The sequence below is a fragment of the Algoriphagus sp. oki45 genome (assembly GCF_036245605.1).
Lineage (GTDB): Bacteria > Bacteroidota > Bacteroidia > Cytophagales > Cyclobacteriaceae > Algoriphagus.
The window spans coordinates 1,478,436-1,499,230 of sequence record NZ_BTPC01000001.1 but is presented as its reverse complement, the minus strand read 5'-3'; the positions used below and the strand labels follow the sequence as shown (position 1 = coordinate 1,499,230).

At 44.8% G+C, this 20,795-nt stretch carries 20 protein-coding genes; 13 read left to right on the top strand and 7 right to left on the bottom strand.

Features of this window, described 5'->3' with window-relative positions:
• Positions 1 to 116 precede the first annotated feature (116 nt).
• Positions 117 to 629, top strand: a complete 513-nt coding sequence (locus tag AAA942_RS06560) for a UpxY family transcription antiterminator (RefSeq protein WP_338220029.1) — start codon at positions 117 to 119, stop codon at positions 627 to 629.
• Positions 630 to 637: 8 nt separating this feature from the next.
• Here AAA942_RS06560 and AAA942_RS06555 read toward each other — a convergent pair whose 3' ends face one another.
• The 5 genes from AAA942_RS06555 to ligA form a co-directional block, all read right to left on the bottom strand.
• On the bottom strand, positions 638 to 1,342 hold the full coding sequence (locus tag AAA942_RS06555) for a hypothetical protein (RefSeq protein WP_338219444.1): 705 nt from the start codon (positions 1,340 to 1,342) through the stop codon (positions 638 to 640).
• Between the two features lie 88 nt (positions 1,343 to 1,430).
• Positions 1,431 to 1,619, bottom strand: coding sequence for an exodeoxyribonuclease VII small subunit (gene xseB, locus AAA942_RS06550; protein ID WP_338219443.1), 189 nt, complete (start codon positions 1,617 to 1,619; stop codon positions 1,431 to 1,433).
• Entirely contained in the window at positions 1,612 to 2,925 is a 1,314-nt protein-coding gene (gene xseA / locus AAA942_RS06545; protein WP_338219442.1) for an exodeoxyribonuclease VII large subunit, read from the bottom strand. The genes xseB and xseA overlap by 8 nt, the downstream gene beginning before the upstream one ends.
• 6 nt (positions 2,926 to 2,931) lie before the next feature.
• Positions 2,932 to 3,792: a 4-hydroxy-tetrahydrodipicolinate synthase gene (dapA, locus tag AAA942_RS06540; RefSeq protein ID WP_338219441.1), complete on the bottom strand. Its 861-nt coding sequence runs from the start codon at positions 3,790 to 3,792 to the stop codon at positions 2,932 to 2,934.
• A 130-nt stretch (positions 3,793 to 3,922) separates the two neighbouring features.
• On the bottom strand, positions 3,923 to 6,376 hold the full coding sequence (gene ligA, locus AAA942_RS06535; protein WP_338219440.1) for an NAD-dependent DNA ligase LigA: 2,454 nt from the start codon (positions 6,374 to 6,376) through the stop codon (positions 3,923 to 3,925).
• A gap of 332 nt (positions 6,377 to 6,708) precedes the next feature.
• On the opposite strand from ligA, the gene AAA942_RS06530 reads away from it, so the two are divergent.
• From AAA942_RS06530 to AAA942_RS06510, 5 genes are all read left to right on the top strand, one after another.
• Positions 6,709 to 7,341, top strand: a complete 633-nt coding sequence (locus AAA942_RS06530) for a TetR/AcrR family transcriptional regulator (RefSeq protein WP_338219439.1) — start codon at positions 6,709 to 6,711, stop codon at positions 7,339 to 7,341.
• A 100-nt stretch (positions 7,342 to 7,441) separates the two neighbouring features.
• Positions 7,442 to 9,502: a methionine--tRNA ligase gene (gene metG, locus AAA942_RS06525; protein WP_338219438.1), complete on the top strand. Its 2,061-nt coding sequence runs from the start codon at positions 7,442 to 7,444 to the stop codon at positions 9,500 to 9,502.
• 401 nt (positions 9,503 to 9,903) lie between these two features.
• Entirely contained in the window at positions 9,904 to 10,335 is a 432-nt protein-coding gene (locus AAA942_RS06520) for a hypothetical protein (protein ID WP_338219437.1), read from the top strand.
• Between the two features lie 14 nt (positions 10,336 to 10,349).
• A complete protein-coding gene (locus AAA942_RS06515) occupies positions 10,350 to 10,790 on the top strand; it encodes a hypothetical protein (RefSeq protein WP_338219436.1) in 441 nt (146 codons plus the stop codon).
• Between the two features lie 25 nt (positions 10,791 to 10,815).
• The gene (locus AAA942_RS06510) at positions 10,816 to 11,244 is read left to right on the top strand and encodes a hypothetical protein (RefSeq protein WP_338219435.1); all 429 of its coding nucleotides are present in this window, start codon (positions 10,816 to 10,818) and stop codon (positions 11,242 to 11,244) included.
• Positions 11,245 to 11,343: 99 nt separating this feature from the next.
• On the opposite strand, the gene AAA942_RS06505 is transcribed toward AAA942_RS06510, so the two are convergent.
• Positions 11,344 to 12,246, bottom strand: coding sequence for a YitT family protein (locus tag AAA942_RS06505; RefSeq protein ID WP_338219434.1), 903 nt, complete (start codon positions 12,244 to 12,246; stop codon positions 11,344 to 11,346).
• A gap of 226 nt (positions 12,247 to 12,472) precedes the next feature.
• On the opposite strand from AAA942_RS06505, the gene AAA942_RS06500 reads away from it, so the two are divergent.
• Genes AAA942_RS06500 through AAA942_RS06485 form a run of 4 tightly spaced genes read left to right on the top strand, consistent with a single transcriptional unit; the run spans position 12,473 to position 16,499 of the window.
• Entirely contained in the window at positions 12,473 to 13,900 is a 1,428-nt protein-coding gene (locus tag AAA942_RS06500; RefSeq protein ID WP_338219433.1) for a circularly permuted type 2 ATP-grasp protein, read from the top strand.
• 12 nt (positions 13,901 to 13,912) lie between these two features.
• Positions 13,913 to 14,881 carry an alpha-E domain-containing protein gene (locus tag AAA942_RS06495; protein WP_338219432.1) on the top strand — a complete coding sequence of 323 codons (969 nt, stop codon included), beginning with the start codon at positions 13,913 to 13,915 and terminating at the stop codon, positions 14,879 to 14,881.
• A gap of 8 nt (positions 14,882 to 14,889) precedes the next feature.
• Positions 14,890 to 15,633 (top strand): peptidase, encoded by a 744-nt coding sequence (locus AAA942_RS06490; RefSeq protein WP_338219431.1) that lies wholly within the window; start codon positions 14,890 to 14,892, stop codon positions 15,631 to 15,633.
• A gap of 2 nt (positions 15,634 to 15,635) precedes the next feature.
• Positions 15,636 to 16,499, top strand: a complete 864-nt coding sequence (locus AAA942_RS06485; RefSeq protein WP_338219430.1) for a transglutaminase family protein — start codon at positions 15,636 to 15,638, stop codon at positions 16,497 to 16,499.
• On the opposite strand, the gene AAA942_RS06480 is transcribed toward AAA942_RS06485, so the two are convergent.
• Positions 16,500 to 17,276, bottom strand: a complete 777-nt coding sequence (locus AAA942_RS06480; protein WP_338219429.1) for a DUF6503 family protein — start codon at positions 17,274 to 17,276, stop codon at positions 16,500 to 16,502.
• A 157-nt stretch (positions 17,277 to 17,433) separates the two neighbouring features.
• Here AAA942_RS06480 and AAA942_RS06475 point away from each other — a divergent pair, with 157 nt between their 5' ends.
• The 3 genes from AAA942_RS06475 (at position 17,434) to AAA942_RS06465 (ending at position 20,782) form a co-directional block, all read left to right on the top strand.
• Positions 17,434 to 18,642, top strand: a complete 1,209-nt coding sequence (locus tag AAA942_RS06475; RefSeq protein ID WP_338219428.1) for a PepSY-associated TM helix domain-containing protein — start codon at positions 17,434 to 17,436, stop codon at positions 18,640 to 18,642.
• Positions 18,643 to 18,737: 95 nt separating this feature from the next.
• Positions 18,738 to 19,406 (top strand): response regulator transcription factor, encoded by a 669-nt coding sequence (locus tag AAA942_RS06470; protein ID WP_338219427.1) that lies wholly within the window; start codon positions 18,738 to 18,740, stop codon positions 19,404 to 19,406.
• Complete coding sequence (locus tag AAA942_RS06465; protein ID WP_338219426.1) at positions 19,403 to 20,782, top strand: sensor histidine kinase; 1,380 nt, start codon at positions 19,403 to 19,405, stop codon at positions 20,780 to 20,782. The genes AAA942_RS06470 and AAA942_RS06465 overlap by 4 nt, the downstream gene beginning before the upstream one ends.
• Positions 20,783 to 20,795: the final 13 nt, after the last annotated feature.

Here is a 20,795-nt window from a genome sequence, read left to right as displayed (position 1 = left end):
GTTGGTGGTTTTTTTTGATAAAACCTCCGGAATGATGTTCCGGGGGTTTTTGCTTTTTTAGCCCTGCATTCGGTATGGATTTTGTAATTTTGAAATCCCAAATAGAACTGAGAGCGATGCAGGATATGAAATGGTATGTGATGTATACAGCGTCACGTTCAGAGAAAAAAGTGGCTGATCGATTAAGAGAGCGAGGCTGGGAAGTGTACCTGCCTATCGTAGAGGAGCTTCGCCAATGGTCTGACCGAAAAAAGAAAGTACAACGTGCACTTTTTAATGGGTATGTCTTTGTAAAAACTTCCAGAAACCAACTTTGGGAATGCCTTCAAGTACCCGGAGCGGTTAAGTTCGTTCACTTTTCCGGGCAACATGCCACCGTCCGGGAGGAGGAAATAGAACTGATTCAGCGGGTAGTCACCACAGGTGTAGCGGTAGAAACAGATGGCTCGGAGATCGAGCCGGGAGAAAAAGTCAAAGTCTTGGGTGGTCCTCTTCAGGATATGATCGGAGAATGTATCGAAAAGGGCAACAAAGATTACTTCATGATCCGTATCCCTGGGATATACCAGAATATGCTGATCAGCATTCCCCGCAAATTTCTCCAAGTCATCGAATCACAGAAAGTTTAATCGATTGATTAATCCTGGCTTCTGGGTACAAAGTATCTTCTGAATACTATTTGTGCCTGGAACAAGTGGTCTCCGAAGCGGTTAAATCCTACATTTCCATCCAGATTATCCGAAAAAGTCCAAAGCATGGTGCCTTCGCCGGCAATATCAGAGTAGGGACCGATTCGGTAGCTCAAGCCTGCCCGTACAGGGACATAGCCTGTAGTGATATTGCTGGAAATAGGAGTTTCTTCTGGGCTGAATGACTTGGTTTGCTTGGTGTTAACCTGCATGATTCCCAATCCCACCCCTCCGTAAAGGTTAAATTGCGTACGGTGCATATGATTGGTAAAGGGAATCAGATAAAAGCTGGGCATGATGTCAAAAAAGTAAGCAGGTCCTTTGGCAGTGTAGGAAGAGTTTGAAAAAAACCAGGCATCTGTCACTGCAGTACTTGGATTTCCCCCACTGCTGATCCATTGAACTCCTGCGGTGGTTCTCAGCTCTATATTCTGGGCCATTTTTTTTGTCAAAGCCACAGAAATAGCCGGTTTGATAGCAAAGTTGAAACTTCTGTATTGTCCACCGTTGTCCAAATAGGCAAAAGAAGGACCTAGCCCAACGGTCAAAATATTGTCTCTGGAAATTCTTTCTTTATAAAAGCTTTGGGCAAAGGTCAGGCTCGAGACACCGAGCATAAAAATAAGGAGGATCAATCGATAGAAAGAGTACATAAAGTAATAGACTGATAATGTGTTGGTTTGGATTTTCGCTCAGGTTCAACAAATGTGCCAAAGCGGGTTTTATCAGATGGATAAAATACTATTCTCCATCAAAGGCTTTTTGGATATCGGCTTCCGTGGTGCGCAGTTTTTCTCTGCAAATTTTCACCAAAGATGTGGCTTCTTTCACTAAATCTGACAGCTCATCAACGGTTTTATTTCCTTCTTCCAGTTGGGAAAGAATCATTTCCAGTCGCTGCATGGCTTGGGTATAGCTGGTCTCAGTCATTTTTGGTCTCGATTTCGGTGATGGTACTTTTTATTTTATGCTGAAGGGAGTAGGTAATCATTTCTGCTCCCAGTTCGGGGGTGCTGAGGTGAATAGGCTTTCCCATCGATTCTGAACGGGTATAGCCTCTTTTTAGTATGGATTGAGGATCGAGTTGACGGAGTTGGAGCTCGATCTTTGACAAATTTTCGTTTTGGGACTGAAGAAAAGTGCCGGATGCTTTTCTCAGTGTTTTTTCCAGATTATCCAGAGACAAGGATTGGATTTTGCAGAGGTTTTTTCCCGCTTGGGTGATTCGATTGTTTAGGGTTTGAACTTTTTGGGATTCCAAAATCAGCCGATTCCCAGCCAGTGACTTAGTTCGAAGACTGTATTGATGAATCTTGTTTTCTTCCTCACGAAGTGTAATTCTTGTAGCCCGGTCAAGGCGCTGAAGCAGTATCCCCAAATTTTCCTCAAACTCCCTAAAACCAGAAAGCACAAATTCAGCTACTGCGGTAGGAGTTTTCAAGCGGGTATGGGCAACCAAATCGGCGACAGTTTCATCCCGCTCATGGCCTATTCCTGTGAATACAGGCAATGGAAAATTGGCGATTTCCACTGTCAGCCGATATTCATCAAAGCAATCCAAATCCAATTGGGCACCACCACCCCGGATTATAATCACCGCATCCAAATCCAGTTTTTCTGACTCCTCTTTTACTCTGTTTAGCGCCTGAACCAAGCTGTTTACTGCCTCATTGCCCTGCATCTGCGAGGGAAAAAGGCGGTGATAAATGTGGTATCCGTAGGGGTTGGGCTGGATCTGATTAATGAAATCTCCGTATCCTGCTGCCGTAGGACTGGAAATAATCGCGATCCTTTGCACTACAGCAGGCAATTCAAACCTTCCGTTGAGTCGGAGCAAACCTTCCCTTGTCAGTCGGTCGATGGTTTCCTGCCTAAGCCTCGCTCTTTCTCCCAGTGAAAAGGAAGGGTCAATGTCCTTGACATTGATGCTTAATCCATAGACCGGATGGTAGGTAACCGCCACCTGAGCGAGGACTTTCATCCCGTTTTTCAGAGAAGTGCCCGTAGCAGATTCAAACTTGGCTGCTACAGTTCGGTAGGTAAACTGCCAGAGATTGGCACGAATCTTTGCCTGAATCTGATTGCCTTGCTTTTCGACCAATTCAAAATAGACGTGCCCTTGGGGTGCCTGTCTGAAATCTGCCAGCTCCCCAATCACCCAATACAGGGGCTCCAAAGAAGATTCAAGGGTGTACCGAATCTGCTCAGTCAGTTGAGAAACAGACAGATGACTCATTTTAGATTATTTTGGAAAGACTTGCTTGATCTTATTGCTCAGTTCCAAGCTCGCTCTCAGCATCGGAAGCCTAACTTGATCACTTTGGATGATTCCCTGATGCAAAAGCAGGTTTTTGATCCCCACTGGATTTCCTTCCTGATACATCAAGCTGTTGATTTTAAGGAGAGAAAAAGCAGCTTTTAGAGCTTCTTCCTCAGTTCCATGGGTTAGTTGCTTGAAGGTTTGCGGGAGGGCATTGGCCAAGACGGAGATTACTCCGCTTCCTCCAATGCTTTGAATTGCCTTGGTCAACAGATCATCACCTGAAAGTAAAAGGAAGTCCTTAGGCATTTGGGAGGCTATCTGCATGCACTGTTCCAGATTACCGCTTGCCTCTTTCATGCCTATGATATTGGGATGGTGGGAAAGTGCCAAAGTAGTCTCAGCACTCATATTGGACATGGTCCTGCCGGGAATATTATAAAGCATAACAGGCACCGGAGAAGCATTTGCGATGGCGGTATAGTGGGCAATAATTCCTTCCTGCGTAGGTTTGTTGTAGTAGGGACTCACGGAGAGTAAGCCTGCAATCCCGTAGAAATCCGTGTTTTTGATCTCATTGACCACGGCATGGGTGTTGTTGCCGCCAATACCCAGCATGACAGGTACTCTTCCCTGATTGTATTTTAGACAGGCTTTGAGTACTTCCTTTTTTTCAGAAGAAGTCAAGGTCGCCGCTTCTCCTGTAGTGCCCAAAACCACCAAATAATCCACTCCTCCGGAGATCACATGGTCTATGAGCCTTTGGAGACTTTCGAAGTCAATCGAATAATCGTCTAAGAAAGGGGTGACTAGGGCCACTCCGGTACCTTTAAATGCGTTCATGTCAACGGGATGGTTTCAGGCTGCAAAGATACAGCCTTAGGCGGGTTTTACTCCCCGCTCAAAGAAAAAAACAGGTTTAGTGCGTTTAAAGCTGGATTTTGAAGAATGCTATATCTTTTCGAAATAGCATTTACCCCTCTACCATCTTCAAAAATTCCTCCTCTGAAATGAGCGGAATTCCTAGCTTTTGGGCTTTTTCTTTTTTGCTTGGGCCCATTTCTTCTCCCTCTATAATGAAGTCCAGGTTTTTGGAAACGGAGGAAATGTATTGCCCTCCGTGTGCCAGAACAAAGTCCACGATCTCGTCCCGCTTGAAGTTTTGCAGCTTGCCCGAAGCCAAAATCCGCTTCCCGGCCAAGGCATTTCCAAGTACTTTCTCCTCCCGCTGTTCGATCTCGAATTTCAGTCCATTGGCTTTCAGTCTGGAGATATGGTCCAAGTTTTCCTGCTGCGCAAAAAACTCTCGGATGCTGGTCACCAAAGTTTCTCCTATGCCATTGATCTCCAGTAATTGCTCGTCACTTGCTTCCTGCAATTTTTCGATGCTTCCAAAATGCCTCGCGAGTAGCACGGCTGTGTTTTCCCCGATATTGCGGATGCCCAAGGCAAAAAGCACTTTTTCAAAAGGCTGTTCCTTGGACTTGAAAATCCCTTCCATCATGTTGGAAATGACGCCTTCCTGAAAGGTGTTGGCCTTCAGTTTTTTGATTCGTTCCTGAATCTCAGAAGGCAAATCCAAGTCCAGTTCCAGCAGAATCATATGCACGGTACCGTGCTTTTTGCTCGCTTCCAGAATCTGATCAAAGGAAACTCGTCTTCCCAAAAAGATTTCCAAAACCACTGCAACCGGTACGTAGTCTTCTACTTTCATCAGTTCGGAATGCTGGTCCAGATTCTGAAGCAGATAGTCGATCATGCCGACATTGGATGGGACTTTTTTCTTCCAAGCCCGAATCTGACCTTGGAATCCTCTGAGCTGTTCCCTGAGTGTGAGGTGGGCTGTTTCAGCCAGAAAATCCTGAATCTGTTTGAAAGAAATGCCTTCTGTCAGGGCGAAGAGGGCCTTTTCCAAAGAAATATAAAGCAGTCCGGTAGCCTCACGCTCGTATTGATCCTGACTCATTTCGAGTCCGAGAAGCTCATTTTGCTTTTGCTCCAAATCATAGATGTCCGCATAGCTCCGGATAAAGCCCTGATCAATCAGGGCGCGGATTCGCTCGGTCCCCATGGAGTCGATGTCCATGGCTCTCTTGCTGACGAAATGCTCGATTTTCCCCAAAACCTGTGGAGGGCAAGTTTGGGAGTTGGGGCAGTAATGCTTGGCTTCTCCTTCTTTTCTGATCAATTCAGTGCCACATTCCGGGCAATGCTCGATATAGTGGATTGGCCGAGCTCCTGCCTTCCTTCTGGAGGTATTTACACCTGTGATTTTTGGGATGATTTCTCCTCCTTTTTCCACAAAGACAAAGTCCCGCTCATGAATGCCCAAGCGAAGAATTTCATTGGCATTGTGGAGGGAAGCCCGCTTGACCGTGGTGCCGGCTAGCTGCACCGGTGCCAGATTGGCTACAGGGGTAATCGCTCCTGTTCTGCCGACCTGATAGGTGATGGAAAGCAATTCCGTCTCGGCGCTCTCAGCCTTGTATTTATAAGCGATTGCCCAACGGGGATTTTTGGCGGTAAATCCCAACTCCTCCCGTTGCTCGTAGTCGTTGATTTTCAGTACCACCCCATCGGTATCGAGTGGGAGTGAAAAACGCTTTTCTCTCCACTCCTCGATGTAGTCCAAAACCTGATCGATGTCCTTGGCTTTTTTGTAAGTAGGGGAGACATTGAATCCCCAGCTTTCGATCAAGTGGATGGCTTCGTCATGTCTCGAAACTCCAATATTTTCTCCCAAAAGCTGATAGAAATAGCAATTTAACCTGCGCTTGGCTACCACCCCGCTATCCTGCATTTTGAGGGTTCCGGAAGCTGCATTTCGGGGATTAGCCAGCAAGGCTTCGCCTTTGGCTTCCCGCTCGGCATTGATTTTTTCAAATTCCTTGAGAGGTAAAAAAATCTCTCCTCTCACTTCAAATTTGGCAGGGACATTTGCCTCTTTGATGGAGAGAGGGATGTTTCGGATGGTTCTCACATTGGCGGTCACATCATCACCTTTGGTGCCATCTCCACGAGTCACAGCTCTGACAAGGGTTCCGTTTTCATAGACCAAGGAGATGGCTACTCCATCAAATTTCATTTCGCAGAAATATTCGTAATTCCTGTTTCCCAGGCCTTTTGCCACCCGTTCGTCAAAGGCTTGAAGTTCTTCAATCGAGTAGCTGTTTCCCAGAGAAAGCATCTTGTATTCATGCTCCACAGTCTGGAATTCCTTGGTGATCGTGCCTCCAACCCGCTGACTGGGACTGTCGGACTTCAGAAGATCCGGAAATTGGGTTTCCAATCGAACCAACTCCTCAAGCAATTGATCGAATTCAAAGTCTGAGATTTCGATCCTGCTTTCCTGATAGTACAGGTGATTGTGGTGGTTGATTTCCTGGGTGAGTTGGGCAATCCGATGTGCAGCTTCTGCGTGAGTCATGAGTAAAAACTTAAGAAGGGTAAAAGTAAAAGGATTGGTGGAAGTTGAGAAGTTGGAAGGGGGAAAGTTGTAAAGTTGGAAAGTGGAAAAGTTGTAAGGTTGCAAAGTATGGAGACCGAAGACGGAAGGACAGAAGTATTAGAAGACCGAGGAGTAGAGAGGAGAGACTGGAGTCTAAAGTAGGGAGATAAGGGTTGAAGATCCTGTTGATGTCGTAATCCTGTACAGGGCTTGTCGAAGTATCGTAATTCGTACTTCGTAAATAAATTTGTCGTAATTCGCACTCCGATGCTAAGGGAAGTCAAAGCATTGAAATTCTTAAATTTTAGGAAATGAGTAAAAAGAGCTCGGTTGAGGGTAAAATTCTGGATGCTGCCTATCACCTTTTTTTGCAAAAAGGCTATCGGCACACCACTATGGATGATATAGCAGCAGAATTGGGTATGAGTAAAAAGACCCTCTATAAATACTACGATGGCAAATTGGAGTTGCTTTCCGCTTCTTTTGAAATCCTGAAAACCAAGCTTACTGCCAAGGTAGAAGCCATCTTGGACAACAGGTACATTTCTTTTCCTCTGAAGCTAAAGTCATCCCTCACCGTGGTAGCTACGCATTTGGCCCCAATCAATCCTGAGTTGTTTGAGGATTTGAGGGAGTTTGCTCCTGAGATTTGGGAAGACTTGACTTCCTATATTAATGAGTCCGCTTACCTTCGATTTGCCAAATTGATTGAACAGGGAATCGCCCAAGGTCTGGTCAATTCAAGGATCAATATCAGCTTGGTGGTTTTGCTCTATGCTGCGGCTGTACAGAGTCTTTTGGATCCCAAATTTTACTCCCAGTTTCCGGAAGCCATGCAAAAAGGAATCAAAATTCCCCCTTCGGATATCTATGATCAAGCCATCAGCATCATTTACAATGGGATTTTGACAGAAGAAGCCCGGAGTGAATTTCAAAATGCCTGAGCCCTCCTTCATCTGATTTTCCTATCTTTGACCTCGATTTTAGAGGGCTTAGCCTAGTCCGCTCCGGTCTTCAGTCTTCTGTCTTCCATCTATTTCACCCATGAGCAATAAACAATTCAAAAGATACACCATCACCTCAGCTTTGCCCTATGCCAACGGACCTCTTCATATCGGTCATTTGGCCGGTTGCTATGTGCCTTCGGATATCTATGTGCGCTATTTGCGTTCCCAAGGTCGGGATGTAGCCTACATCTGCGGTTCGGATGAGCACGGGGTGGCCATCACGATCAAGGCCCAAAAGGAAGGCAAAACTCCTCAGGAAGTGGTAGACCATTACCATGGGATGATGAAAAAGGCCTTCCAGGACTTCGGAATCAGCTTCGATCATTATTCCCGAACTTCTGCCCAAGTCCACCACGAGACTTCTCAGGAGTTTTTCATGGATTTGTACCAAAAGGGGGAGTTTCTTGAGCAGACCACCGAGCAATACTACGACGAGGAGGCCAAGCAGTTTTTGGCAGATCGATACATTGAGGGTACTTGTCCCAAGTGCGGTAATGAACACGCCTATGGAGATCAGTGCGAAAAGTGCGGAACTTCCCTTTCTCCCACCGATCTGATTAATCCACGTTCCAAACTCAGCGGAAGAACTCCAGTCCTGAAAGAAACCAAACATTGGTTTTTGGACTTGGCGAGGTATCAGAGTTTCCTCAAAAAATGGATTCTCGAAGAGCACGGAGAGGATTGGAAAAACAATGTCTTAGGCCAATGTAGATCCTGGCTGGAAGCAGGAGATGGCCTTCAGGCCCGCTCTATGACCCGGGATTTGGACTGGGGGATCAAAGTGCCTCTACAGGATGCTGAAGGAAAGGTACTGTATGTGTGGTTTGATGCGCCGATCGGATATATTTCTTCCACCAAAGAATGGGCAGCTGAGAAAGGAATCGATTGGGAACCTTACTGGAAAGATCAGGATACCAAGCTGGTGCATTTTATCGGCAAGGACAACATTGTATTTCACTGCATCATTTTTCCTGCGATTCTGAAGACGCACGGAGGCTATGTGCTGCCGGATAATGTGCCGGCCAACGAGTTTTTGAATTTGGAGGGGGACAAGATCTCTACCTCCCGGAATTGGGCCGTTTGGCTGCATGAGTATCTGGAAGAGTTTCCGGGCAGGCAAGATGTTCTTCGATATGTCTTGACCGCCAATGCGCCTGAGACCAAGGATAATGACTTTACCTGGAAGGATTTTCAGGGAAGAAACAACAGTGAATTGGTTGCGATCTATGGAAACTTTGTGAATCGGGCCGTGGTCCTGAACCAGAAGTTTTTCCAGGGAATCGTACCGGAGCGAGGTGAACTGAGAGGAATCGATCAGGAAGTCCTGAAGGAGTTGGCGGAGTTTCCTGCCAAAATCGAAGCATCCATCGAGCGATACCGGTTCCGGGAAGCCTTGAGTTTGGTGATGGATTTGGCCCGAATGGGGAACAAATACCTCGCGGATACCGAACCTTGGAAGGAAATCAAAACCGACGAATCACGAACCAAAACCATTCTAAATATCGCACTCAATATTGCTGCGAACTTGGCCGTAGTATCCGAACCTTTCCTGCCATTTACGGCCAAAAAGCTGTTTGATCTTTTTGGAATCGAAAAAGGCAACTGGTCTGAGGCAGGAAATGGAGAATTGATTCGAGCCAACCGAGCCTTGGGTCCCATGGGCCTTTTATTTGAAAAGATCGAAGACGAGACTGTAGAAAAACAAGTACAAAAATTACTAGACGCCAAAAAGATGAATGAAGCTGCCAATGCCCCAGTTACTCCAATGAAGGAGATAATTTCTTACGATGATTTTGCCAAGTTGGACATGAGAGTTGTCACCGTATTGGAGGCCGAACCCATGCCCAAATCCAAGAAATTGCTGAAGCTCAAGGTAGATACCGGATTGGGTCATAGAACCGTTTTGAGCGGAGTAGCGGAGCATTTTGCACCGGAGTTTTTGGTGGGTAAACAGGTGACCATGTTGATCAACTTGGCTCCCAGAAAAATGATGGGCATTGACTCTGAGGGGATGATTCTGATGGCCGAGGATAAAGACGGGAAGCTGAAGCTGCTGGTGCCACACGAGGGAACATCGAGTGGATCCACGATTTCTTGAGAATCAAGATTTAAGTATCTAGTATCAAGATATTAGTATAAAGAGACTATTTAAAGAGGAAAGCCATTGGTAGGAATCCAATGGCTTTTTTTGTTGGACTTCACAGTGTCTCATCTCTAGAATCTTGCGTCCTAAACCAAAGCAGCAGTATCTTTTTGATCTTAGAAAAATTATTGTCGAATCTGGATTAATCTACAATTCCCAGTCCAAGCCTTTACAAATAACTTACAAAATTGATTGTGATGAAATGGGTTGCTATTTTGAAATTAATTTATAAAATTAGTCAATCGTTTGAATTTATTTCTCCTAAACCTATATTGATATTTAGTTTAATGAATGAGATGTAAATTTTCAAGGTAGTACTCTTCTGTAATTTATAGGGGCTTAATTCCTTCCAGTTCATGCTAAGATTTTCTGTATTTCTTTTCTTTTTGATTGATCCTATTCTTTTGTTGGGAAAGTGGGATTTGAAATTTGCTGAGGCAAATTTCAACATGATTAATTCATCTGCATTTCAAGCCACTCCCAAAGAAAAGCAGGATGAAATACTTGAAATCAATGAATTGTACCTAAAGAATGCCGTCATTGAATTTAGAAAAGATACAGTCTATTGGGTGGATGTAAATCCAAGAGAAAAAGTGCTTGTCCACAAAAAAGGAAAGTGGGTGGTCATCGGTGATACTTTGAAAATCTTCGACTACGATAAAATATTTACTTATACCTATTTGGTAAAAATAAATGAGTCCAATGAATTGGAAAAAAGGATGGTCTTCCCGGATGGGATTATAGCAAGGAGTAAGGATGTTTATACAAGGTCAGAAAGTGAAAATTAAATTAATTGAATGGTATGATACAGCACTTATTCCTTTTTTTATTTCTTTTTATCTCAATTGTAGGGGTTGATAAAAATCTCATCTATGGTAAATGGAAGTTGGAAGGGGATGAGGTGTTTTTGAATATTATGACTTTAGAAGCCTTCAAAATGGGCACAGAAGAACAGCAAAATGAAATGGCAAAAGTCTTTCAATTTGTCTTAGACAGTACTTTTTATGACTTCAAAAAAGACTCTGTCTTTTTTACAGACGCTGGTCCGGGAGGAATCGTAAAGCACAAAAATGGAAGATGGCTACTGAAAGAAGATACCATAGTCATTCTTGAATCCGGAAAGATAAAAAGCCATAAGTTTATTATTGACCATATATCAGAAAATGAAATGAACCTCCGAAAGGTCCTTGACGAAAGTTTGGTGGCTAGGAGTTTATTGAAATATAGAAAAGTAGACCCATAAGTCTTTTGACTGAAACTTTGATACTATGAGTATAATTCAATTTCTTTTTCTTCTAATTCCTGCCTTAGCTCTGAGTTCTTTGGAAGGCACATGGAAGCTTAAGGATTTTTCAGGTTTCGATTCACTGATAAGGAGCAGAGCATTTGAAGAATTGAGCGAGGATAAAAAACTGGATGCTATCCAGGGAATGGAGTTTGTCTTGGAAAATACAGTTTACTCTTTTCACAAAGATTCTGTCTTTTTCACCAATGCGGGGCCTGATTTTTCTGTATCAGAAAAAAAGGGGAGGTTTTTAGTGAAATCAGACACACTAATTGTGTTTGAATCCGGTAAAGTAAACCCCATCAAATTCTTTATTTCCTCTTTGAGTGAATCCGAATTGAAGTTACGCTTTGTCGTAAAGGGCGGTGGACTGGGCCCCACCTTGATGACTTTTGAACGAGTTAGGGAATAAGGAGGCTGAAAAACAAACGTTGTAGAGGCAATCAACAACTTCCAAGATTTTGGACTTCTAGGGTCTTGCTTCTAGCGTCTGAAATCTTGACTCTTCCAATCAATGCAGCGGCCTTTTTTTAATCATTCCCCCCTTAGTATCCTTAATTGGATATTGAATCACAAAAGCTTTGGGGTCTATTTTTTCGATTTCGGTCAATACCCGGGTTACTTCCAGCCGGGTGACAACACAGAATAACACGTTTCGATCCGGATTTTTGGCCTTTTCTCCAAATCCCCCGTCAGCCTTGAAAGCCGTCACTCCACGTCCTAAGTCATAGGTAATTTTTGCCTTGATGTCCTCATTGAATTCGGAGATAATCATCACCCCGATGTACTCTTCCACCCCGTTGATTAGGAAATCCACCGTACGGGAAGCAGAAAAGTAGGTAAGCATGGAGTACATCGCTGTCTCGAGGTTGACCAAGATGGCCGCGACGATAAAGAGGCAGACATTGAAAACCGTGATAAAGTCACCGACGGTCAGGCTGGACTTTCTCGAAACCTGTATGGCCAATACTTCCGTACCGTCGATCACCGCCCCTCCCCGGATGGCAAAACCAATCCCACTTCCCAAAAAGAACCCTCCGAAAACGGCAATCAACAGTTTGTCAGCAGTAATTACAGGTAGCTCGATGTAATGAACCAGAAGGGCCAATGCCAAAATGGCCAAGGTACTTTTGATCGCGAAACGGAGATTTAATTGCTTATAGCCAAGGTAAATAAAGGGCAAGTTGACCAGGACAATTAGAGGAGAGAGATCCAAAGGGGTCACAATCTCCAGCAAAAGGGACATTCCCATCGCTCCTCCGTCAAAAAAATTATTGGGAAGGAGAAAGCCTTTCAAACCAATACTTGCCATGACTACCCCAATCCCAATAAAGAGGGTGTCTTTCACCTTTCTCCAAAGGGTCACTTTCTGTGCCCAAGCAGTATTTCCTAAAGCAATGATTCTTTTTGGCATAGTTAAAGGTAGATCAAACAGATGGTTTTAGCCAAGTATAAAGAAGTCTCTGGATCAATATGGAATATTGATTCTTAAATGATCTGAGATCTTTTTCGCTCAATTTTACTGAAGAAAAGAAAACAAAAAGCCCGAAACGGTGCTAAATCTTCTGAAAAATTGAGAGTTTTTTGAAAAAATTTGATTTCCCGGTTTCTTTTTTAACTTAAGGTAAATTTTTATCAGCATGAAAACAGAAGGATATCACAGCGGAGAGCACTACGATGAGATGTTTGATGCGTCCGGGCAGATCAGAGACCACTACATAGAATTTCAGCAATTTCTTGGAAAGACTTCATCCAAAAAGATGCATCAGCTTCAGTTTTCGGCCAACAAAACCCAAAAGGCCATGGGGATGACCTTCAATGTCTACCATGACAATCAAGGTTTGGAAAAAATCCTGCACTTGGATATCATTCCCCGGATTATTCCCAATTCGGAGTGGAGAAAATTGGAAGCCGGACTCAAGCAGCGAGTGCATGCCTTGAATCTGTTCCTTCAGGACGTGTACAATGAGCAAAAAATCCTGAAAGACGGAGTAGTGCCTTCGGATTTGATTTTGGGGTCCAAAGATTACCTCAAGCCCTGCATCGGGCTTACCCCTCCCAAGGGTATCTGGTGCCATATCACCGGTACGGACTTGGTCAAAGACAAGGACGGAGAATATTACATTTTGGAGGACAATCTCAGATGTCCATCCGGAGTATCCTATATGCTGGAAAGCCGGGAAATTATAAAGCGGGCCTATCCGCAACTTTTCAATGATGAAGGTGTCATGCCAGTTTCCAATTACCCGACTAAGCTTTTGAAGATGCTTCAATTCCTCTCTGACAAACCCAAGCCCGTGGTCGGGGTTTTGACACCGGGTATTTACAATTCGGCCTATTTTGAGCATTCCTACCTTGCTCTTCAGATGGGAGTGGAGCTGGTCAATGGGGTGGACCTGATCGTCAAGGATAAAAAAGTGTATATGCAAACCACAAGGGGCTTGCAGCAGATTGATGTGATATATCGAAGGATTGACGATTCTTTTATCGATCCTTTGACCTTCAATCCCGAGTCCATGCTGGGGATTCCGGGAATTTTCGAAGCTTACAAAGCAGGAAATATCGCCATGGCCAATGCTCCGGGTACCGGTGTGGCGGACGATAAGGCTGTCTATGCCTATGTCCCCCGAATCATCAAATACTATCTCGACGAAGAGCCAATTCTAAACAATGTGCCCACCTACCTTTGTCGCGAAGAGGAAGACAGGAAATATGTTTTGGAAAATATCGAAAGCCTGGTGGTCAAAGAAACCAATGCTGCCGGAGGCTACGGTATGCTCATCGGTCCCAAAGCCACCAAAGAAGAGCATGAAAAATTCAGAAAACTGATTGAGAATGATCCCAAGCATTACATCGCACAGCCTACATTATCACTATCTACGGTTCCTTGTCTGACCGAGGAGGGGATCGAAGGTCGGCATGTGGATTTGAGACCTTACATTTTGTACGGGGAAGAAATCGAAGTAATCCCTGGAGCACTGACCCGAGTGGCGCTCAAGAAAGGGTCACTTGTGGTCAACAGTTCGCAGGGTGGGGGAAGTAAGGACACCTGGGTTTTGTACAAATAATCAAGAAATAATATGTTAAGCCGCGTAGCAAGCCACATTTACTGGCTGGGAAGATATCTGGAAAGAGCAGAAAACTATGCCCGATTTATCGATGTGAATTTCAATCTCATGCAGGACCTGCCCATGGACCTGAAGGAGCAATGGCAGCCTTTGGTAGCTGCCACGGGAGATTTGGATGTGTATTTGTCCAAGCATAAGGATTTTGAGCGGCATCAGGTGATGTATTTCCTGGCCTTTGATCCGGACAATCCCAATTCCATGCTTTCTGCAGTGACCAAAGCCAGAGAAAATGCCCGTATCATCCGGGAAAATCTCAGCAAGGAAACTTGGGAAAAGGCCAATGAGCTGTATTACATGCTGACTGAAGGCTATGAAAAGAAGGTTTGGAAAAAGGAAGATCCGAGGAAGTTTTTTGAATCGGTGAAAAACCAAATCCTTCTAATCTACGGATTGGCTGATGCCACTGTAGCCCGTACCGAAGGCTGGTATTTTCGCCAGCTCGGGCAAATGCTGGAGCGGGCCGACAAGACTTCGCGGATTTTGGATGTGAAGTATCATATCCTTTTGCCTTCACCCAATGAGGTAGGTACTCCACTGGATTTTCTGCATTGGACCGCCTTGCTGAAGTCTGTGACTGGATTTAATACCTATCGAAGGTTGTACGGGAACATAGATCCATCTGGTGTGGTTGAGTTTCTGGTGCTGAACAAATACTTTCCCAGGTCGATTTACTATTGCCTTAAGGAAGCCGAGAGGTTTTTGCATTGCATCTCGGATAATTCCGGGGATGGATTCAAAAATTCCGCAGAAAAAGCCATTGGAGAAATGAAGTCCCGTCTGGAATACTCAGAGGTCGATGATATAATTTCTGTGGGACTTCATGAATATTTGGATGGACTCCAGTTAAAAATTAACCATATTTCGGACCTCATCTCGGAAAATTTCTTTCAGCTGAAAGTGAATTACACCGAAAACCCCTGATCATACGGATGACCTTTTGTCTAGGAATAAAAACCAAACATGGCCTCGTGGGCCTATCGGATACCCGGATTACTTCCGGCAGTGAGACTACTACCTCCAAAAAAGTCTACACGGTCAATAAGCGCAAGCATTCCTTTTTCATCATGACCTCAGGGCTGCGCTCAGTGCGGGACAAGGCCATCACCTACTTCTCTGAAGTGATCGCCCATCAGGATGATTCCTTTTCAAAGTTGTATCAGGCGGTCAACGAGTTTGGCAATCAGGTGAAAATAGTTGCCAAAGAAGATAAGGCCAATCTCGAAGAGTCAGGGCTTCAGTTTAACCTGTTTTCCATCATTGGTGGGCAGTTGGAAGATGATCCCGAGCCCAAGCTATATCTGCTTTATCCTCAAGGCAACTGGATCGAAATCCGTAAAGGGACCCCATTTGTGATTATCGGAAATTCCGGCTTTGGGCATCCGGTGCTCAAGAGATCTTTTCATTATGAGGATTCTCTGGATTATGCCCTCAAATGCGCCTTTTTGGCCTTTGATGCTACCAGGATTTCAGCCAATGATGTGGACTTTCCGATCGATACCGTGGTCCTGAAAAATGACGAATATTTCACCAAGGAAAAGAGATTCGAGCAAAGAGAACTGGAGCATATCTCTGCTTTTTGGAATAATCGACTGAAAAAAGCCATTGAAGAATTGCCTTCCCAAGTGCTCAGCAGCGCTTTTGAGGATTTCGAACAGATTCTTGAAAATACCTGAACATGCTGATTCAGGTCTGGCATCATACCCGATACACCTATTCCTCCCCAGTCATGCTGGGGATTCACAAGCTCTATCTCCAACCGCAGCACCGACCCTATTTCAGGATTGAGCATCAGAAGTTTGATGTTTTACCCAATCCAGACGGACAGAACTTCCGTCAGGACCTAGCGGGTAATTGGTACAGTCAGTGTTGGTTTTCGGCCCAGACTGAGCAGATGGAGATTCATTCCGAATGGATTTTCAAGCTTCGGGATTTCAATCCTTTCGGATTTATTTTGGACAGGCCATTTGAAGAGAGAGGCTGGACCGATCCGCTCTTTCAGTTTTCCTATGAGGAAAAAACAGCCTTCCTCATTCCTTTTCTTTCTTCCACAGAAGATTTGCACTTCACTGAATTTATCCAAGGGATTAGAAGCCAATCCAAAGGACTGGTCGATTTTTTGGTCAGACTGACTCAGGCCATTTACCAAAACTGGAAACATCAGGTCAGGGAAGAAGAGGATATCTGGGAACCGACTTTTACCTATGCTGAAAGGACAGGTTCGTGCCGTGATCTTGCCTTGATGGAAATGGAAATGCTTCGGGAAATGGGATTGGCTACTCGCTTTGTCAGCGGCTATGCTTTCAATCCGGAGTTGGAAGCAGGGCATGAGCTTCATGGCTGGCTGGAGGTATTTTTACCCGGCGCGGGATGGGTAGGCTTAGACCCAAGTTTGGGTTTGCTTACGGACCATCATTATATTCCATTAGCCTCACATCCTGACCCTCAGCGGACCTTACCCGTACAGGGAACCTTCGCGGGAAATGGAAAATCCCAACTCAAGGCTCGGGTGGATATCAAGCTACTTCATCGCCCCAAGTGATCAGTTGGCTACGACAGCATTTTTCTCCGGCATGGCAAAAAGCTCATCGTCCATAGCCTTGTCTACCAAAAACACATCCGCAAAACTCACTTGATAGCGAATCTTCTTCGTAGAATCATTTTCATATTCATAGCCTGTCATCAATCTCGGGAAAACCAAGCCGCCTGCATCCCGGTAGTCCTCGTATTTGAGGGCATTCATGGATGAATTGTTTTTGTCAAAAAAGGTAACCTTGTACAGCACCCAAGCCAAGCGGCTAGTTTCGGGGTCTACTAGCATAAAGTATTTATCGTCCGGACTGTCTCCTACATTTGCTTCGAAGCTCACCTCAAAAGCAGGATAGGAAATACCGTTTAGCAGTTTGTTTTCGGTCTTTTTTACGGTAACTCCCGGGTCTGTGAATATGTAGGGGATTGAGAAAAAGTAAAAGTACAGGTTGTGGTAGAAGCGCACGGATCGGCCCTGAAAAGCCTGACGATTGGGGCTGATCCATACTTTTTCCCCGTCATTGCCGATTTGCCAAGTATCTGCATCAATTCTTACTTTTCTTTCTACCAAATCGATGTAGTGATTTTCCCAAGCCAGATTGGTCTCATGAATCATGGCGTAGGAAAAAGCCTTGGCATTGATCCACTTTTCCCATTCTCCATGTGCATCCAATAGCTGCTTAAACTCCTCGGGCTGCTCCAATCGGGGATTGGGCTCGGAGGGTTTGGGGTCACAGGCGATAAGCAGTGCTGACAGGCAAAATAGAAAGAGAAAGGAAAGATTTTTCATGGGGAGATGACCAGATTTGGCGCTCAAGGTAAAGACACTTTTTGTTTTTTGCTCACTTGCCTACCGTTCAAAAAAATATTTCCACAATTTTTCTATGGATTAATTCTAAATAAAGATTCATCTCTTTAGATTTGTTCCAAATAAAAATAAGTACTCCATGTGGAAGTCCATCCGGAAGGTTTTCAATGATATTCATCTCTACGCAGGCTTGACCTGTGGACTGATTGTGATTGCAGTTTGTCTCAGCGGTACCATCTATGTGTACAATACAGAAATCCGTGAATTTTTTGATTCGGAACGCTATTTTGTAGAAGCTGAGGGTTCAAAGCTAAGTTTGGATGAACTTCGAGCTCGGGTTGAAGCAGAATTGAATGCGGAAGTTACTGGGGTTCAGGTCTATTCCGGAGAGAATCGAACGGTGCAGATCAGTGCCAAAAAGCAAGGAGAGGAGAGAGCCGTTTCTTACTTCGTGAACCCATACACTGCTTCCATTTTGGCGGATAATTCTGAAAAGACCGCTACCGAGGAGTTTATGGGCTATATGTTTTCCCTGCATCGATGGTTGCTTTTGGATCGGGTAGAAAGTCCCATTTTGGAGAGCATGGGCAATCGGGACTTGGGTCGATTCATCAATGGAGTGGCGACCCTACTTTTTCTTTTGGGTGTCTTGACGGGAATCGTAATCTGGTTTCCCCAAAAGGTGAAAAACTGGAATCAGGGACTTAAAATCAAATGGTCAGGTAATTGGAAGCGGGTTAACCATGACTTGCACAATACCTTGGCTTTTTACTCTTTGATCTTCCTTTTTTTGATGGCTGTGACCGGACCCTTCTGGTCTTATCAGTGGTACCGCGAAGGCTGGCAAAAGACTTGGGATACCTATCAGGCGCCAAAAAGTAATGAATCCTCCGAAGTCAAAAAGGAAGTTGAGGAGCCGGTTGAAATGGCTGCTTTGGGCACCATCTCTTTGGACGAGGTAGTTTTGGCAGGGAATGCTTCCCTGGACTATCAGGGAAATATTCGAATCAGCCTGCCTGAAAAACCCGGCGATGACATTCAAATCAGCAAATACAGAACGGGTTTCTTTGCCCGGTCCGGGGCAGATCAACTGAAGTTGAATCCGGCGAATCTTGAGGTTAAAGAAATCAACCTTTTTGGGGATTTGCCAGTCCGTCAGCAAATCGGACGCTCGGTAAAGGCCTTGCATACCGGAGAGATTTTTGGTCAGTTTACCAAGTTCTTGTGGTTTTTGGCTTGCTTGGTTGCTACTTCTCTGCCGATAACAGGCACCCTAATTTGGTGGAACAAGCGAAAGAAAAAGTCGGCCAAGAAAATAAAAGAGCCAAGAATGGCTGAAGCCGTCTAAGATTCAGACTCTCCAATCGGGGAGTCTTTTTTTTAAGAAAAAATTAAGCCTTCTTTTTTCTTTCCCTCCCCGATAGATAGGATATTGCCTAAGCGATGCGAATCCTAGTAGTAGAAGACGAACCCGGAATATCCAACTTTCTCAAGCAGGGCCTGGAGGAGGAAAGTTTTGCCGTAGATACAGCCGACAATGGAAAGTCTGGCTTGGAATTGGCTCTTTCCGGGGAATATGACTTGCTTCTCCTGGATTGGATGCTTCCGGGGATCAGCGGGATAGAATTGACTCGGATATTCAGAAAGGATTTTCCGGACACCCCGATCATCTTTCTAACAGCCAAAGACACCTTGGATGAGACCATCTTTGGCTTGCAAAGCGGGGCCAATGATTACATCAAAAAACCCTTTCATTTCGAGGAGCTGCTCATGCGAATTCGGGTTCAGCTACGTGGAAAAAGTCCTTCGGACGAAAAACTCACTCTCGGGCCGATCAGCTTATTTCCCGACAGGCATTTGGTCCTTAGGGATGAAAAAGAAATTCAGCTGACCCAAAAGGAATTTGCTCTTTTGGAATACCTCATTCGCAACAAAAACAAGGTTTGCCGTCGGACCCGAATCATCGAGAGTGTTTGGGATATTCATTTTGATTACAATACCGGTGTGATTGACGTATTTATCAATTCTCTTCGAAAGAAGCTGGATATCGGTAAGGAAGAGGATTGGATTCAGACGATCCGGGGAGTGGGGTATATGGCCAAGGACGCATGAAAACAGCCTACAAAGAACGGATTGCCTGGAGACTCACTTGGGTCACAGCCCTGATCATTTTGGTGGTTTTTGCCCTGATCTATGGAGTAGCTCGAATCACTGTGATCCAAAATATCGACCGGGAATTGCAGCTTGAGACGGAGAAGCATCAGGATCAGATCTTTTTGGTCCAAGGAGAAATCCGATTTCTCCATAAAGATGAGTGGGAAGAGATAGAGCACAGTCAGATTCAGCTCAATCCGATATTTATCGAAATTGTGGATTTGGAAGGGGAATCAATGGACCGATCTCCCAATCTGAGAGAAAACCATCTGAGTTTTTCCCCCGAAAAATCCAGAAAAAATGAAGCCTGGACTCAGAAGCTGGGGGCACAGGAAGTCCGTCAGCGGCAGATTACACTTTATAATGATGGGAAGCCTGAAGGCTACCTCCTCTTGGCCAAGTCCTTTCAGGATGCCCGGGAGCTCCTGAACAATCTGAGGAATGTGTTGCTCATTTTTTATCCCATGATTTTGGTTTCTCTGTTTCTCACCATGCGATATCTGGCCGGGAAAAGTATAGAGCCAATCCAGCAGATCATTTCCAAAACCAATCAGATCACTCAAAAAAATCTGAATGAACGGATCTCTGAGCCCGAATTGAATGATGAAATCGGACAACTCACCCGCTCGATCAATGAACTTTTGGGAAGGCTGGAACAGTCACTGAAAAGAGAAAAGCAATTCACCTCGGATGCCTCCCATGAGCTAAGAACCCCCCTTTCTGTGCTTCGAGGTACTTTGGAAGTGTTAATTCGGAAGTCCAGAACACCAGATGAATATGAGCAAAAAATCCAAACAGCTCTAGGGACCATTGACCGAATGAGTGCGCTGATTGATCAGCTCTTGGCTTTGGCTAGGGTAGAGAGCTCGAAAAATTTAGTGAAAGAGGAGTTGGAATTGATCACTTTTTTGGAGGAATTGGCTGATCAGACTGCCAAAGACCAGCAAAGGGAAGTGAGCTTTCAATCCCTGGTAAGTGTGCCCATCTATATCAAAGCCAATGAAAAGACCCTCCAAATGATTCTGGACAACCTGCTGCAGAATGCAATTAAATACTCTGAAAAAACCTTCCCTGTGATCCTTCGAACCGGGAAGTCTGAGCAAGGGGCGTTTATTGAAGTGGTCGATTCTGGAAAGGGAATCGATCAGGAGAATCTGGAGCAGATTTTTGATCCTTTTTTCAGAGAAAAGAAGGCTGTGGATGAAGGGATTCCCGGTTCAGGCTTAGGATTGGCTATTGTCAAAAAACTTGCCCAGGAATCAGGAATTCAGCTTTCTGTCCAAAGCAATCCCGGAAGTGGGAGCGTTTTCCGCCTGGACTTTCCCCAATCTTAAGCAAATCTTAAGA

Coding starts and splice junctions, on each gene's coding strand:
- AAA942_RS06560 (WP_338220029.1), top strand. CDS start 117: ATGCAGGATATGAAATGGTATGTGATGTATACAGCGTCACGTTCAGAG.
- AAA942_RS06555 (WP_338219444.1), bottom strand. CDS start 1,342: ATGTACTCTTTCTATCGATTGATCCTCCTTATTTTTATGCTCGGTGTC.
- xseB (WP_338219443.1), bottom strand. CDS start 1,619: ATGACTGAGACCAGCTATACCCAAGCCATGCAGCGACTGGAAATGATT.
- xseA (WP_338219442.1), bottom strand. CDS start 2,925: ATGAGTCATCTGTCTGTTTCTCAACTGACTGAGCAGATTCGGTACACC.
- dapA (WP_338219441.1), bottom strand. CDS start 3,792: ATGAACGCATTTAAAGGTACCGGAGTGGCCCTAGTCACCCCTTTCTTA.
- ligA (WP_338219440.1), bottom strand. CDS start 6,376: ATGACTCACGCAGAAGCTGCACATCGGATTGCCCAACTCACCCAGGAA.
- AAA942_RS06530 (WP_338219439.1), top strand. CDS start 6,709: ATGAGTAAAAAGAGCTCGGTTGAGGGTAAAATTCTGGATGCTGCCTAT.
- metG (WP_338219438.1), top strand. CDS start 7,442: ATGAGCAATAAACAATTCAAAAGATACACCATCACCTCAGCTTTGCCC.
- AAA942_RS06520 (WP_338219437.1), top strand. CDS start 9,904: ATGCTAAGATTTTCTGTATTTCTTTTCTTTTTGATTGATCCTATTCTT.
- AAA942_RS06515 (WP_338219436.1), top strand. CDS start 10,350: ATGATACAGCACTTATTCCTTTTTTTATTTCTTTTTATCTCAATTGTA.
- AAA942_RS06510 (WP_338219435.1), top strand. CDS start 10,816: ATGAGTATAATTCAATTTCTTTTTCTTCTAATTCCTGCCTTAGCTCTG.
- AAA942_RS06505 (WP_338219434.1), bottom strand. CDS start 12,246: ATGCCAAAAAGAATCATTGCTTTAGGAAATACTGCTTGGGCACAGAAA.
- AAA942_RS06500 (WP_338219433.1), top strand. CDS start 12,473: ATGAAAACAGAAGGATATCACAGCGGAGAGCACTACGATGAGATGTTT.
- AAA942_RS06495 (WP_338219432.1), top strand. CDS start 13,913: ATGTTAAGCCGCGTAGCAAGCCACATTTACTGGCTGGGAAGATATCTG.
- AAA942_RS06490 (WP_338219431.1), top strand. CDS start 14,890: ATGACCTTTTGTCTAGGAATAAAAACCAAACATGGCCTCGTGGGCCTA.
- AAA942_RS06485 (WP_338219430.1), top strand. CDS start 15,636: ATGCTGATTCAGGTCTGGCATCATACCCGATACACCTATTCCTCCCCA.
- AAA942_RS06480 (WP_338219429.1), bottom strand. CDS start 17,276: ATGAAAAATCTTTCCTTTCTCTTTCTATTTTGCCTGTCAGCACTGCTT.
- AAA942_RS06475 (WP_338219428.1), top strand. CDS start 17,434: ATGTGGAAGTCCATCCGGAAGGTTTTCAATGATATTCATCTCTACGCA.
- AAA942_RS06470 (WP_338219427.1), top strand. CDS start 18,738: ATGCGAATCCTAGTAGTAGAAGACGAACCCGGAATATCCAACTTTCTC.
- AAA942_RS06465 (WP_338219426.1), top strand. CDS start 19,403: ATGAAAACAGCCTACAAAGAACGGATTGCCTGGAGACTCACTTGGGTC.